Source organism: Pseudomonas sp. B1-22 (assembly GCF_050474425.1).
Classification (GTDB): Bacteria; Pseudomonadota; Gammaproteobacteria; order Pseudomonadales; family Pseudomonadaceae; genus Pseudomonas.
In genome coordinates this window covers 1,027,317-1,041,223 of record NZ_JBCHVH010000001.1, presented here as the reverse complement: position 1 = coordinate 1,041,223, position 13,907 = coordinate 1,027,317, and the positions used below count along the sequence as shown (strand labels likewise).

Below are 13,907 nucleotides of genomic sequence, written 5' to 3'. Positions count from 1 at the left end.
GCCGTGAGCAAACCCGTACCGCACAGCCGCGACGCCTATCGCTACTTCCGCGACATCACCACGCGCTGGATGGACAACGACGTCTACGCGCACGTCAACAACGTCGTCTACTACAGCTGGTTCGACACCGTGGTCAATGGCTGGCTGATGGAGCGCAAAGTGCTGGATTTCGACCAGAGCCCGGCGGTCGGCCTGGTGGTGGAAACCCACTGCAGCTACTTCTCCTCCATCGCCTTCCCCGATCTCGTGCGCGCCGGGCTGCGCGTGACGCGCCTGGGCACCTCGAGCGTGCGCTATGAGGTCGGCCTGTTCGCCAACGACAACACCGAAGCATCAGCCCAAGGCCATTTCGTCCACGTCTACGTCGACCGCGTCACCCGCCGTCCGGTGCCACTGCCGGAGCCGCTGCGCCGTGCCCTGGAAACCATCGAGGTAGCGCCATGAACCTCCTCAATGAACGCGAGCTGCGCTTCCAGCTCTACGAAGTGCTCAACACCCAGGCACTGCTCTCGCGGCCGCGCTACGCGGAACACGACCGCGCGGTCTTCGATGCCACCCTGCAAACCGCGCGTCAGATCGCCATGGATCACTTCGCCCCCTGCAATCACAAGGGCGATGAGAACGAGCCCCGGTTCGACGGCGAGCGCGTGCATCTGATTCCGGAAACCCAGCAGGCCTGGAACGCCTTCGCCGATGCGGGCTTCCTTGCCGCCCACCATGACTACGCCGACGGCGGCCTGCAGTTGCCCGAAGTGCTGCTGCGCAGCTGCATGGCGTACTTCAACGCGGCAAACATCTCCACGGTGGCTTACTCCTTCCTCAGTATTGGCGCCGCCAACCTGATCAAGAGCTTCGCCAGCGACGAGCTGAAGGCGCGCTTCCTGCCGGCCATGCTCAGCGGCCGCTTCAGCGGCACCATGGCCCTCACCGAACCGGGCCAAGGCTCGGCCCTGGGCGACCTGCGCACCAGCGCACGGCCGGCGGGCGATGGTACCTACCGGGTATTCGGCCAGAAGATGTTCATTTCCGGTGGCGACCACGAACTCACCGAGAACATCGTCCACATGGTCCTGGCCCGCATCGAGGGCGCGCCGGCGGGCACCCGCGGCATCTCGCTGTTCCTGGTGCCCAAGCGCCTGGTGCAAGCCGACGGCAGCTGCGGCGAACGCAATGACGTGGCGTTGGCCGGCCTGCTGCACAAGATGGGCAATCGCAATACCACCTCCACCGTGCTCAGCTTCGGTGAACGGGACGGCGCGCTCGGCTACCTGGTGGGCGAGCCCGGTCAGGGCCTGGCCTGCATGTTCCAGATGATGAACGAGGCCCGTATCGGCATCGGCCTGGGCGCCGCCTCGCTGGGCTACCAGAGTTTCGTCCACGCGCTCGACTATGCGCGGGAGCGTCCGCAGGGACGCCTGCCCGGCAGCAAGGCCCCGTCTTCACCGCAGGTGCGCATCGTCGAACACGCCGACGTACGGCACATGCTGTTGCAGCAGAAGGCCCATGCCGAAGGCAGCCTGGCCCTGTGCCTGTATGCCAGCAGCCTGGTGGAAGATGCTCATACCGGCGATAACCAGCAGCAACGGCGTGACGCCGCCGAACTGCTCGACCTGCTGACGCCGGTGGTCAAGTCCTACCCGTCGCGCTACGGCGTGCTGGCCTCGGACCTCGGCATCCAGATCCTCGGCGGCGCCGGCTACACCCGCGAATACCCGCTGGAGCAGTTGTACCGCGACAACCGCCTCAACCCAATCCATGAGGGCACCGAAGGCATCCAGGCCATCGACCTGCTGGGCCGCAAGCTCGGTCCGCGCGGCGGCGACGGCTATCGCCTGCTGCGCGAGGCGATCCGCCAATGTCTTGGCCACGCCGCCGCCGACTGCGCACCGCTGGCGCAACAGCTGGAACGGGCCCTGGAGCAACTGGAGCGGGTCACCGAGCGCCTGCAGGCACAGGTCGCGGAGGACGCGACGCGCGGCCTGGCCAACGCCACCCGCTATCTAGACCTCTTCGGCCGCGTCGCGGTCGGTTGGATCTGGCTGCGCCAGGCGCTGGTAGCCAGCGCCGCACTGGAGAAGGGCGCCGACGGCGACGAAGCGTCCTTCTACCAGGGCAAGGTACATGCCGCCCGCTACTTCATGGCCTGGGAGCTCGCGCCGGTGGAAGGCCTGGCCCGGTTGCTGATGGCTGGCGACAGCCTGGCCCTTGACATGCAGGACGCCTGGTACTGACCCGGCGCCGATCTGGAGAACCGCAATGACTGAACTGATCCACTATCGCAAGGACGGCGACATCGCCTTCATCGGCCTCGCCCGCGCACCCGTCAACGCACTGGGCCAACCGCTGCGCGAACAGCTGCTGGATGCGTGCGAGCGCGCCGCCGCCGAAACCTCTGTGCGCGCCATCATCCTGCACGGCGTCGACCTGCCCTTCAGCGCAGGCGCTGATATCGCCGAATTCGGTACACCTGCCTCCTTCGCCAGGCCCGACCTGCCCAGCCTGCTGGTGCGCCTGACGCAGCTGGACAAGCCGCTGATCGCTGCCATCGGCCGTCTGGCCCTGGGCGGCGGCCTGGAGCTGGCGCTGGCCTGCGGCTACCGCATCGCCGAGACCGGCGCCCGGCTGGGCCTGCCGGAAATCAAACTGGGCCTGCTGCCAGGCGCCGGCGGCACCCAACGCCTGCCACGGCTGGTCGGCATCGGGGCTTCGGTCGACATGATCCTTGGCGGGGAGCCCGTGAGCGCCAGCCGCGCTCTGGAGCTCGGACTGCTGGATCGCATCGTCGACGGTAGTCCACTGCTCGACGCCGCGCACAGCTATGCGCGCGAGCTGCTGGACCAGGGTGCACCGGCTCGGCCGGCGTCGCGCTGGGCGCAACCGGGCGCTTCGATTCCCGCTGGCTACTTCGCCGACTATCGCCAGGCCCAGCAGAAGCGCTGGAAAGCCCAGATGGCCCCCCAGCGCGCACTGGCGGCACTGGAAGCCGCCTGCATCCTGCCGCTGGAGGAAGGGCTGCGCCGCGAGGGCGAACTGTTCAAGACCGCCGAAGCCTCGGCGGAATCCGCTGCGCTGCGCCATGTGTTCTTTGCCGAGCGCGAGTGCGGCAAGGTTCCGGGCATCGATGCCAAGCTTCCGCTGCGCCCCGTTGAGCGGGTCGCGGTGATTGGCGCCGGCACCATGGGCGGCGGCATCGCCATGAACTTTGCCAACGCGGGTATTCCGGTCACCCTGCTGGAGCTCAAGGCCGAAGCGCTGGAGCGTGGCCTTGCACAGATTCGCAAGAACTACGCCATCAGCGTACAACGCGGCAAGCTGACACCGGAGCAGCTCGAACAGCGCATGGCCCTGCTGCAAGGCACGCTGGACTATGCCGACCTGGCCGAGGCCGACCTGGTGATCGAGGCGGTGTTCGAAAGCCTGCCGATCAAGCAGCAGGTGTTCCGCACCCTGGACGAGGTGTGCAAGCCGGGCGCGATCCTCGCCAGCAATACCTCCACCCTGGATGTCGACGCCATCGCCGCCGTGACTCGGCGTCCACAGGACGTCCTCGGCCTGCACTTCTTCAGCCCTGCCAACGTGATGCGCCTGCTGGAAGTGGTGCGTGCGGAGAAAACGGCGCCTGAGGTGCTGGCCACCACCCTGAAGGTTGCTCGCCGCATCGGCAAGATTCCCGTGGTCTCGGGGGTGTGCTTCGGCTTCATCGGCAACCGCATGCTCGAGCCCTACTCGCGTGAGGCCCATCGCCTGCTGCTCGAGGGCGCCAGCCCCGCGCAGATCGACGGAGTGCTCACCGAGCTGGGCCTGGCGATGGGGGTGATCGCCATGCACGACCTCGCCGGTATCGACGTGAGCTACCTGATCCGCGAATCGCGGCGCGACACCATCGCCCATGACCCGAGCTACTGCAGGCTGGCCGATGAACTCTACGCGCTGGGGCGTTACGGGCAGAAAACCAGCCGCGGTTACTACCTCTACGAAGGCCGCGAACGCCGCGACGATCCGGAAGTCGTCGCACTCGCCGAACGCAGCGCCCAGGAGCTGGGCATCGCCCGGCGACCGATCAGCGATGCGGAAATCCACGACCGCTGCCTGTTCATGCTGATCAACGAAGGCATCCAGCTGCTAGACGAAGGCATCGCCCTGCGCAGCGGCGACATCGACCTCGTCTGGATCAACGGCTACGGCTTCCCCGCCTGGCGCGGCGGCCCGATGCACTATGCCGAAACCCTCGGCCTTTCCAATGTACTGGAGCGCATCCGCCATTACCGCGACAGCCTGGGAGCCTATGGCGCCCTGTGGTTCCAGCCGGCGCCGCTGCTCGAACGCCTGGTGGCGTCCGGCCGTACCCATATCGAACGCATCTGACTGCAGGAACAGAACATGAAAGAAGCCGTCATCCTTTCTACCGCGCGCACGCCAATCGGCAAAGCCTTCCGCGGCGCCTTCAACAACACCACCTCCCCCACCATGGCGTCCTTCGCCATCCGTGCCGCCGTCGAGCGCGCCGGCATCGAAGCGGCGGAAATCGAAGACCTGGTGATGGGCACGGGTATGCCCGCCGGCACCGCCGGTTGGAACCTCGGGCGCATGAGCGCCCTCGCCTCCGGGCTGCCGTTGTCGGTCAGCGGCCAGACCCTGGACCGCCAATGCGCCTCCGGGCTGATGGCCATCGCCACCGCCGCCAAGCAGATCATGGTCGACGGCATGCAGGTGACCATTGGCGCCGGCCAGGAGCAGATCAGCCGCGTGCAGAACCGCCACGTGGAATGGGCCATGAGCGAGCAGGACCGGCTGGTGCTGCGCCATGCCGAACACGCCTACATGCCCATGCTGCAGACCGCCGAACTGGTCGCCCGGCGCTACGGCATCAGCCGCGAGGAGCAGGACGCCTATTCCCTGCAATCCCAGCAGCGCACCGCGGCGGCCCAGCAGGCCGGCCTGTTCGCCGGGGAGATCGTCCCGGTGAACGTCAGCCACGCGGTCACCGACAAGGCCAGCGGCAAGGTCAGCTACCAGCCGCTCACCCTGGACCGCGATGAAGGCAATCGGCCGCAGACCCGCCTTGAGGACCTCGGCGCCCTCAAGCCAGTGATCGAGGGCGGCTGCATCACCGCCGGCAATGCCAGCCAGCTGTCCGACGGCGCCAGCGCCTGCGTGCTGATGGACGGTCGGCTGGCCGAGCAGCGCAATCTGGAGCCGCTGGGCGCCTATCGCGGCATCGCCGTGGCGGGTCTCGCACCCGAGGAAATGGGCATCGGCCCGGTGCTCGCCGTGCCCAAGCTGCTCAAGCAGCACGGTCTGAGTGTCGACGACATCGGCCTGTGGGAACTCAACGAAGCCTTCGCCTGCCAGGTCCTCTACTGCCGCGACAAGCTGGGCATCGATAACGCCCGCCTGAACGTCAACGGCGGTGCCATCGCCATCGGCCATCCCTACGGCATGAGCGGCGCCCGTATGGTCGGCCACGCCCTGCTGGAGGGGCGTCGTCGCGGCGTTCGCTACGTGGTGGTGACCATGTGCGTGGGCGGCGGCATGGGTGCCGCCGGGCTGTTCGAAGTATTCAACTGAACGAAGACGCAGAAACATCCTGCCCCGGAATCGGGGCAGGATGCATGGAGCGTTATCAGAACTGCGCGGCGTCCAGCAGGTACAGCGACTCGCTGCCGGCCTTCACCGAGGCGCTCAGGGAGTGGATGCGCGGCAGCAGGCGGGCGAAGTAGAAGCGCGCGGTACCCAGCTTGCTGGCGTAGAACTCGTCCTGGCCCTCCTTACCCAGCGCAGCGCGAGCCATCAGGGCCCACATGTACGCATAGGCGGTGTAGCCGAAGGCGTGCAGGTACTCGACCGACGCGGCGCCGATTTCATTCGGGTTGCCCTTGGCGCGGTCCAGGACCCAGGCGGTCAGCTCGTCCAGGTTCTGCACGGCGGCGTTCAGCGGGCCGGTGAACTCGGAAAGCTCAGCCGACGCCGAAGCGGTGAAGGCGCGGATCTCGTCGGTGAACAGCTTGGCGTAGGCGCCGCCGCTGCCGACGATCTTGCGGCCCATCAGGTCCAGCGCCTGGATGCCGTTGGTGCCTTCGTAGATCTGGGTGATGCGGCAGTCGCGCACCAGCTGCTCCTGGCCCCACTCGCGGATGAAGCCGTGGCCGCCGAAGATCTGCTGGCCGTGAATAGTGGTTTCCAGCCCCATGTCGGTGAGGAAGGCCTTGGCCACCGGAGTCAGCAGGGCGACCAGTTCCTCGGCGCGCTTGCGGGTGGTGGGCTCTTCGCTGTACTTGGCGGTGTCCAGCTGCATGGCGACGTAGCTGGAGAAGGCACGGCCGCCTTCGTTCAGCGCCTTCATGGTCAGCAGCATACGGCGCACGTCCGGGTGCACGATGATCGGGTCGGCGGCCTTGTCCTGCGCCACCGGGCCGGTCGGCGCGCGGCTCTGGATGCGCTCGCGGGCGTATTCCACGGCGCTCTGGTAGGAACGCTCGCCAGTGGCCAGGCCCTGGATGCCCACGCCCAGGCGCTCGTAGTTCATCATGGTGAACATCGCGGCCAGGCCCTTGTTCGGCGCGTCGACGATCCAGCCGGTGGCGCCGTCGAAGTTCATCACGCAGGTAGCGGAACCCTTGATGCCCATCTTGTGCTCGATGGAGCCACAGGACACGGCGTTGCGCTCGGCCAGGGAACCGTCGGCGTTGACCATCACCTTGGGCACCAGGAACAGCGAGATGCCCTTGGAGCCGGCCGGCGCGTCGGGCAGCTTGGCCAGCACCAGGTGGATGATGTTCTCGGTGAGGTCGTGCTCGCCGCCGGTGATGAAGATCTTGGTGCCGGTAATCTTGAAGCTGCCGTCGGCCTGCGGTTCGGCCTTGGTGCGGATCATGCCCAGGTCGGTGCCGGCGTGCGGTTCGGTCAGGCACATGGAGCCCGCCCAGGTGCCGGCGTACATGTTCGGCAGGAACTTGGCCTTGAGTTCTTCGCTGGCGTGGTTGAGCAGCGACAGGCAGGCGCCGGCGGTCAGCATCGGGTACAGGCCGAAGGACAGGTTGGCGGAGTTGACCATCTCCTCGACCTGGGCGCCGATTACTTTCGGCATGCCCATGCCGCCGAATTCCGGCGCGCCGCCCACGCCCACCCAGCCGCCTTCGGCGTAGGTGCGGTAGGCCTCGGGGAAGCCGGCCGGGGTCTTCACGCCTTCGGCGCTCCAGCTGCAGCCTTCCTCGTCGCCGCTGCGGTTCAGCGGGGCGATCACGCCGCCGGTGATCTTGCCGGCCTCTTCGAGGATCGCCGAAGCGGTCTCGGCATCGACGGTCTCGGCCAGCGCCGGCAGTTCGGCCCAGAGCTTGGCAACCTCGAAGACTTCGTTGAGCAGGAATCGCATCTCGCGCAAAGGCGCTTTGTATTCAGACATGGTCATTCACTCGTATTGAGGGGCGTAAGAACGCTCCTGTGTTATCCATTGGATTGGGTATCACCAGACATCACACGCGTTCGAAGATCGCCGCGATGCCCTGCCCGCCGCCAATGCACATGGTCGCCAGCGCGTAGCGCCCCTTGATGCGATGCAGCTCATGAATCGCCTTGGTGACGATGACCGCCCCCGTGGCGCCAATCGGATGGCCCAGGGAGATGCCAGAGCCGTTGGGGTTGACCCGGGCCGGGTCAAGACCCAGCTCGCGGGTGACGGCGCAGGCCTGGGCGGCGAAAGCCTCGTTCGACTCGATGACATCCAGATCGGATACCTGCAAGCCTGCGCGCTGCAGGGCCAGCAGAGTGGCCGGAATCGGACCGAGCCCCATCATCTTGGGATCGACGCCTGCCTGCGCGTAGCTCACCAGCCGTGCCAGCGGCGACAGGCCGTCGGCCTTGATCGCCGCTTCCGTCGCCATGACCAGTGCTGCAGCGCCATCGTTGAGACCGGAGGCATTGCCGGCGGTGACGCTGCCGCCCTCCTTGAAGACTGCCTTCATCGCGGCCAGTTGCTCGAACGAGGTATCCGCCCGCACATGCTCATCCACTTCGAAGAGCTGAACGCCCTTTCTCGACTTCACTTCCACCGGCACGATCTGGCCGTGGAAGTGGCCATCGGCGATGGCGCGCGCCGCACGTTTCTGGCTTTCCAGCGCCAATACGTCCTGAGCTTCCCGGGTGATGCCCAGATGCTCTGCGATGTTCTCGGCGGTGACGCCCATATGGATGCGATGCAACGGATCGTGCAGCGCTCCGAGCATGTAGTCGACGGCCTGCATGTCCCCCATGCGACCGCCCCAGCGCGCGCCCGGCAGCATATACGGGCCGCGGCTCATCGACTCCACGCCACCACCGATGGCGACGTCGGTATCCCCCAGCAGAAGGCTCTGCGCGGCGGAAATGATCGCCTGCAGGCCCGAGCCGCACAGCCGGTTGACGTTGAAGGCCGGTGCTTCCTGCGGGATGCCGGCGTTCAACGCCGCGACACGGGACACGTAGGCGTCGCGCGGCTCGGTCGGAATGACGTTTCCCAGCACCACGTGACCGATCCGATCCGCCGCATATCCACTCCTCTGCAGGGCAGCGCCTACGACGGTAGTGGCCAGCTGGCACGGTGGGATATCCTTGAGCGAGCCACCGAACGAACCGATCGCGGTTCGGACTGCGCTGACGATATAGACTTCGGGCTTGGACATGGGTGGCTCCGTTTCGGTCGGATGTCGACGGGTCATACAGGGGTGCCTGCGCGTCACGCGCGCTCGGGCGAAACGGAGTCTAGGGAGACGGGCGATGGGCGCCTATGCCGAAAATGTCCCGATCGGATGACACTTTTTGCAACCCGGGTCAGGAGCCCCAGAGCGAGCGATGCGAGAGAAGGATTCGGTTTCACGGTACTTCGTCGAGGCGGCACTGCACGGCCTGGGTAATGATCCGGAAAGAGTGCAGGCCGTACTGACCAGGGCCGGAGTCGATCTCGACGCCTTGCGTGACACCGATGCCCGCCTCGACGCTGCCACCTTCGCCCGGCTCTGGCGGGCCATCGCGGACGAGCTGGACGATGAGTTCCTCGGTCTCGATTCCCACGGGATGCCCAACGGAAGCTTCGCCATGCTCAGTCGGGGGCTGATACAGGCGGTTGACATCGGCCAGGCAATTCGCAGGTGCTTGAGCGGCCTGGGCCTGTTCCTCAGGGATATTCGCGGCACCTTGTGTGTGCGCGGCGATCACGCCGTCATCACCTTGAACAGCCAACAAAGCGACCCCTCGATCCGCAGCGTCGCGGAGGAAACCTTCCTCACCGTAGTACTGGGTCTAGTGTGTTGGCTGGCCGGCCGACGTGTTCCCATCGAGCGCGCCCAGTTCGGGCATCCTCGCCCCGCCCATGGTGATGATCATCTGTTCTGGGGGCCCAACCTGACGTACGGGACACTCCCCACCGAGATCGAGTTCGCCTCCAGCTTCCTCAGCCTGCCCATCGTTCAGAACCAGACGACGCTGAGGGAGTTCCTGCGCACCTCGCCACATTGGCTGATCATTCGGTTCAGCAATCGAGAGGGGCTGGGCAACGAGATCTATCGGCAACTGAAGCATTGCTGCTACCAGCAATGGCCGACCCTGGCCGAGATGGCCGGCGAGCGCGGCATGAGCATCGCCAGCTTTCGTCGCCAGCTGCAGCGGGAAGGATTTTCCTTTCAACAGCTGAAGGATGAAGTGCGCCGCAACATCGCGTTCGAGTGCCTGCGCACTCCAGGCTTGAGCATCGCGGAGATTGCCGAACGTGCGGGTTTCCAGGAGGCCAGTGCTTTCCACCGTGCGTTTCGCCAGTGGACCGGAGAGAGCCCGGGGCAGTACCGGGCAAAGTGGCACAGCGACGTCTGATTGGCGAGCAAGCGCTGCAAGCCGCCATTCGCAGCAATACGAAAAAGGGACTGGCTCGAAAATCTCGCCAGTCCCTTTTTCCTGTCCCCTGTACCAGACCTGGGCTCTTACCAGGGATAGAAGCCCGGAAGACTGGAGGCCTTGCCGGAGAAGCGTGGCGTCCGCTTCTCCAGGAACGCGCGGACACCCTCCTTCCCATCGGCCTGGCTGGTGTAGAACATCGCCAGGGATTCCACTTCGTGAGCTGCCCATGGATGTGCCTGGGCCGGATGCTTCAAAAGCATCTGGCGGATCAGCGCAATCGAGACTGGCGAGCGATCACGGACCAGCCCGGCAGCAAAGACCCGCGCCTCGTCCACCAGGGATTCAGCCGGCAGAAGCGCGCGAACCAGCCCTTTTTCCAGGGCTTCATCCGCGCTGAAGATTTCGGCCCGGTACATCCATTCCATCGCCTGCTCCATTCCCACGATGCGGGGCAGGAACCACGTCGAGCAGCCTTCCGGGGTAACCCCGAGCTTGCCGAAAACGAAGCCAAAGCGGGCATTGGCCGAAGCGAAGCGAAAGTCCATGGGCAGCAGCATGGTGGAACCCACACCAATGGCGGCACCGTTGATCGCACCAACAATGGGTTTGAGGCATTCGTACATGGCCAGTACAACTCGCCCGCCGGTATCCCGAACCCCTCGCAGGATCTCCAGTTTATCGGGATGCTGGCGAACATCCTCGAGCGTAGGCGAGAGGCTTTCGTCCAGGCCGAAGACGTTGCCCTCCACCGACAGATCCATGCCCGCGCAGAAGGCCTTACCCTCGCCCGTCACCACGATCGCTCGTACCGCGTCGTCACGGCTGGCGCGCTGGTACGCATCCACCAGCTCATCGCACATGGTGACGGTGAAGGCGTTGAGCTTTTCCGGCCGGCACAGGGTCAGCAGCAGAATGCCATCGTCGCCGACCTCGTAGCGGATCGTCTCGTAGCTCACTGTTCATCTCCAACGAGGTTGGCGCCACGGGCGATAGCCTGGCGACAGTCCGCAACGATCCGCTCGATCAGCTCGGCACAGGTCGGCACGTCGTTGATCAGGCCGATAGCCTGCCCGGCCCAGAGGATCCCGCTGTCCACTTCCCCACTTTCCAGCGCGGCGCGCCCACGCGCCCCTGCAACCAGGTGCCTGATGTCCTCGAATTGCGCGCCTGGATTGCGCTCGATCTCCACGACCTCTTCGGAAATGGCATTTTTGAACACCCGGCCGGTGTTGCGGAAAGCACGGAAAATAAGCTTGGTGTCGAGCTCGCTACCCGCCGCGATAGCCGACTTGATCGCCTCGTGAATGGGCGCCTCGCGGGTCAGCATGAAGCGGGTTCCCATGTTGATGCCCTCGGCGCCCAGCATCAGGGCAGCAGCCATTCCGGCGCCATTGGCAATGCCGCCGGAAGCGAGGATGGGGATGCGCAGCGCAGCGGCTGCAGCCGGAATCAGGATCAGGCCAGGCACATCGTCCTCGCCGGGATGGCCGGCTGCCTCGAAGCCGTCGATGCTGACCGCGTCCACACCTGCCCGCTCCGCCGACAGCGCATGCCGTACAGAGGTGCACTTGTGGATGATCTTGACGCCGGCGGACTTGAATCGCTCAACCAGCTCGGCCGGACTACGACCGGCAGTTTCCACCACCTTCACACCGCTCTCGATGATGGCGGTCGCGTAGTCCGCGTAGGGTGGCGGCACGGTGGTCGGCAGGATGGTGAGGTTCACCCCGAACGGGCGGTCGGTCATCGTACGGCAGCGGGCAATCTCGGAGGCCAGTGCGTCAGGCGTTGGCTGAGTCAATGCAGTCAGGATGCCCAGGCCGCCAGCGTTGGATACCGCACTCGCCAGCTCTGCCCGCCCTACCCACTGCATGCCCCCTTGGACGATCGGGTACCGGGTGCCTGTCAACTCAGTGATTCTTGTACGCATCAGGATTTCCTCAAACAGTCATGTCACACAAAAGCGCTAACAGCGCAGATGCACACCCGGTCGAGCAGCATTGCCTACAATCACAACGCAAATAACCGAACGACTGTTATCCTAAATTGAGAAATACCCCTCTTGCAACACGCCCATCGGTAAGCGAAGAGCCCGTCAGATCTGGGTTGCAGAGGGTTTTCAAGCTGACGTGACAAATCAAGAACTAGTCGTGGAATGCCAAGAATTCTGTCGCTTTGCCTGCCAAGAATTCACGGCCCCACTCCCAAACAAGAACAATCGAGATCGCACAGATGCAATTCGACTATGTCATTGTCGGCGCCGGCTCGGCCGGCTGCGTCCTGGCCAACCGCCTGACTGCCAATCCCGATGTCCAGGTGTGCCTGCTCGAAGCCGGCCCCGAGGACACTTCTCCGCTGATCCATACGCCGGTAGGCGTCGCTGCCATTCTTCCGACGCGGCACGTCAACTGGGCGTTCAAGACCACTCCGCAGGCCGGCCTTAGCGGGCGTATCGGCTACCAGCCGCGAGGCAAGGTGCTGGGCGGCAGCAGCTCGATCAACGGCATGATCTACATCCGCGGCCACCACAGCGACTACGATGACTGGCAATCCCTGGGCAATGACGGTTGGTCCTTCGCCGACGTCCTGCCCTATTTCCGCAAGAGCGAAATGCACCATCTGGGCGGTGACGACTTCCATGGCGGGGACGGCGAACTCTTCGTCGGTCCGGCACACCGCCACGCCGCCACAGAGGCTTTCGTCAAGTCGGCCCGGCTGGCCGGCCATCGTTACAATCCGGACTTCAACGGCGCCGAACAGGAAGGCATTGGCTATTACGATGTGACCATTCGTGATGGCCGCCGCTGGAGCACCGCCACCGCCTTCCTCAAACCGATCAGCCAGCGCAGCAACCTGACTGTCCTGACCAACGCCCACGCCGAGCGCATACTTATCCAGGGCAAACAGGCGGTCGGCGTCCAGGTACTGGCCAATGGCAAACGACTGGAACTCAAGGCTCGCAAGGAAGTGCTGGTGGCAGCGGGCACCTTCGGCAGTCCCCATCTGCTGATGCTCTCCGGCATTGGCCCGGAGTCGGAACTGAAGCCCCAGGGTATTGCCGTGCGGCACGAACTTCCCGGTGTCGGGCAGAATCTCCGGGATCATCCGGATGTAGTTCTCTGCTACAAGAGCACTGACACCTCACTGCTCGGTGTCTCGCTGCGCGGCAGCCTGAAAATGGGCAAGGCGCTGCTCGACTACACCCGACATAAACGCGGCCCGCTCTCCAGCAATTGCGCGGAGGCCGGCGGTTTCCTCAGGACCGCACCGGAGCTGGCACGCCCTGACATACAGCTGCATTCGGTCATCGGCACGGTGGATGACCATAACCGCAAGTTCCATTGGGGCCATGGGTTCAGCTGTCACGTGTGCGTCCTCAGGCCCAAGAGCATCGGCAGCGTCGGACTCTCTTCATCCGAGCCCCATGCCGCCCCACGCATCGACCCGAACCTCCTGAGCCATGACGACGATGTGCAAACCTTGCTGAAGGGCTACAGGATGGCCCGTGAGATCATCGATCAGGTCCCGATGATGCGCTTTGGCCTGAAGGACCTTTATAGCGAGCACCTGCACACCGACGAAGAGCTGATAGCCCTGCTGCGCCGGCGTACCGATACCATCTACCACCCGGTTGGCACCTGCAAGATGGGCCAGGACGACATGGCAGTCGTCGATGATCGTCTGCGAGTACGCGGTATCGAGGGTCTGCGGGTGATCGATGCCTCGATCATGCCGACCCTGGTGGGTGGCAACACCAATGCCGCCGCGATCATGATTGCTGAGCGCGGCGCGGAGTGGCTGATCTCCGCCTGAAGTGCACCACCAGTCTGCCTAACATGCAGGCTGGTGGTCCTGTATCTCCGCTCCTCCAGCCTGGCGGCATCAGCGACGCCACCCCGCCTTCCCCTCCTCGTCCGACGTCTTGCCGGCCGTTCATCGCTGAACAATCACTGCATCTGATTGCCTTCGACACAGCTCATTGATAAGGCTGATTCGCCACTTGTCGGCTGCAGAAAAGGCCCCTAGCCTAAAATCATATAACT

10 protein-coding genes are annotated in these 13,907 nt (G+C 64.9%); 6 read left to right on the top strand and 4 right to left on the bottom strand.

Annotation, left to right across the window (positions count from 1 at the left end; genetic code table 11):
* Positions 1-3: 3 nt before the first annotated feature.
* The 4 genes from ACQ5BL_RS04865 to ACQ5BL_RS04850 are packed head-to-tail and all read left to right on the top strand — an operon-like array spanning position 4 to position 5,568.
* Entirely contained in the window at positions 4-444 is a 441-nt protein-coding gene (locus tag ACQ5BL_RS04865; protein ID WP_430292845.1) for an acyl-CoA thioesterase, read from the top strand.
* Complete coding sequence (locus tag ACQ5BL_RS04860; RefSeq protein ID WP_430292844.1) at positions 441-2,231, top strand: acyl-CoA dehydrogenase; 1,791 nt, start codon at positions 441-443, stop codon at positions 2,229-2,231. Before ACQ5BL_RS04865 ends, ACQ5BL_RS04860 begins: the two co-directional genes overlap by 4 nt.
* A gap of 25 nt (positions 2,232-2,256) precedes the next feature.
* Complete coding sequence (locus ACQ5BL_RS04855) at positions 2,257-4,365, top strand: 3-hydroxyacyl-CoA dehydrogenase NAD-binding domain-containing protein (RefSeq protein ID WP_430292843.1); 2,109 nt, start codon at positions 2,257-2,259, stop codon at positions 4,363-4,365.
* A 15-nt stretch (positions 4,366-4,380) separates the two neighbouring features.
* Positions 4,381-5,568 carry an acetyl-CoA C-acyltransferase gene (locus ACQ5BL_RS04850; RefSeq protein ID WP_430292842.1) on the top strand — a complete coding sequence of 396 codons (1,188 nt, stop codon included), beginning with the start codon at positions 4,381-4,383 and terminating at the stop codon, positions 5,566-5,568.
* A gap of 55 nt (positions 5,569-5,623) precedes the next feature.
* On the opposite strand, the gene ACQ5BL_RS04845 is transcribed toward ACQ5BL_RS04850, so the two are convergent.
* On the bottom strand, positions 5,624-7,402 hold the full coding sequence (locus tag ACQ5BL_RS04845; RefSeq protein ID WP_430292841.1) for an acyl-CoA dehydrogenase C-terminal domain-containing protein: 1,779 nt from the start codon (positions 7,400-7,402) through the stop codon (positions 5,624-5,626).
* A 70-nt stretch (positions 7,403-7,472) separates the two neighbouring features.
* A complete protein-coding gene (locus tag ACQ5BL_RS04840; RefSeq protein WP_430292840.1) occupies positions 7,473-8,657 on the bottom strand; it encodes an acetyl-CoA C-acyltransferase family protein in 1,185 nt (394 codons plus the stop codon).
* 169 nt (positions 8,658-8,826) lie between these two features.
* On the opposite strand from ACQ5BL_RS04840, the gene ACQ5BL_RS04835 reads away from it, so the two are divergent.
* On the top strand, positions 8,827-9,840 hold the full coding sequence (locus ACQ5BL_RS04835) for an AraC family transcriptional regulator (RefSeq protein ID WP_430292839.1): 1,014 nt from the start codon (positions 8,827-8,829) through the stop codon (positions 9,838-9,840).
* Between the two features lie 107 nt (positions 9,841-9,947).
* On the opposite strand, the gene ACQ5BL_RS04830 is transcribed toward ACQ5BL_RS04835, so the two are convergent.
* Positions 9,948-10,820 (bottom strand): crotonase/enoyl-CoA hydratase family protein, encoded by an 873-nt coding sequence (locus tag ACQ5BL_RS04830; RefSeq protein WP_430292838.1) that lies wholly within the window; start codon positions 10,818-10,820, stop codon positions 9,948-9,950.
* Positions 10,817-11,794, bottom strand: a complete 978-nt coding sequence (locus tag ACQ5BL_RS04825) for an NAD(P)H-dependent flavin oxidoreductase (protein ID WP_430292837.1) — start codon at positions 11,792-11,794, stop codon at positions 10,817-10,819. Before ACQ5BL_RS04825 ends, ACQ5BL_RS04830 begins: the two co-directional genes overlap by 4 nt.
* Before the next feature lie 302 nt (positions 11,795-12,096).
* Here ACQ5BL_RS04825 and ACQ5BL_RS04820 point away from each other — a divergent pair, with 302 nt between their 5' ends.
* A complete protein-coding gene (locus tag ACQ5BL_RS04820) occupies positions 12,097-13,677 on the top strand; it encodes a GMC family oxidoreductase (RefSeq protein WP_430292836.1) in 1,581 nt (526 codons plus the stop codon).
* Positions 13,678-13,907: the final 230 nt, after the last annotated feature.

What these genes read in the sequence shown, in the direction of transcription:
- ACQ5BL_RS04860 (WP_430292844.1), top strand. Translation starts at nt 441, where the DNA reads ATGAACCTCCTCAATGAACGCGAGCTGCGCTTCCAGCTCTACGAAGTG.
- ACQ5BL_RS04855 (WP_430292843.1), top strand. Translation starts at nt 2,257, where the DNA reads ATGACTGAACTGATCCACTATCGCAAGGACGGCGACATCGCCTTCATC.
- ACQ5BL_RS04850 (WP_430292842.1), top strand. Translation starts at nt 4,381, where the DNA reads ATGAAAGAAGCCGTCATCCTTTCTACCGCGCGCACGCCAATCGGCAAA.
- ACQ5BL_RS04845 (WP_430292841.1), bottom strand. Translation starts at nt 7,402, where the DNA reads ATGTCTGAATACAAAGCGCCTTTGCGCGAGATGCGATTCCTGCTCAAC.
- ACQ5BL_RS04840 (WP_430292840.1), bottom strand. Translation starts at nt 8,657, where the DNA reads ATGTCCAAGCCCGAAGTCTATATCGTCAGCGCAGTCCGAACCGCGATC.
- ACQ5BL_RS04835 (WP_430292839.1), top strand. Translation starts at nt 8,827, where the DNA reads ATGCGAGAGAAGGATTCGGTTTCACGGTACTTCGTCGAGGCGGCACTG.
- ACQ5BL_RS04825 (WP_430292837.1), bottom strand. Translation starts at nt 11,794, where the DNA reads ATGCGTACAAGAATCACTGAGTTGACAGGCACCCGGTACCCGATCGTC.
- ACQ5BL_RS04820 (WP_430292836.1), top strand. Translation starts at nt 12,097, where the DNA reads ATGCAATTCGACTATGTCATTGTCGGCGCCGGCTCGGCCGGCTGCGTC.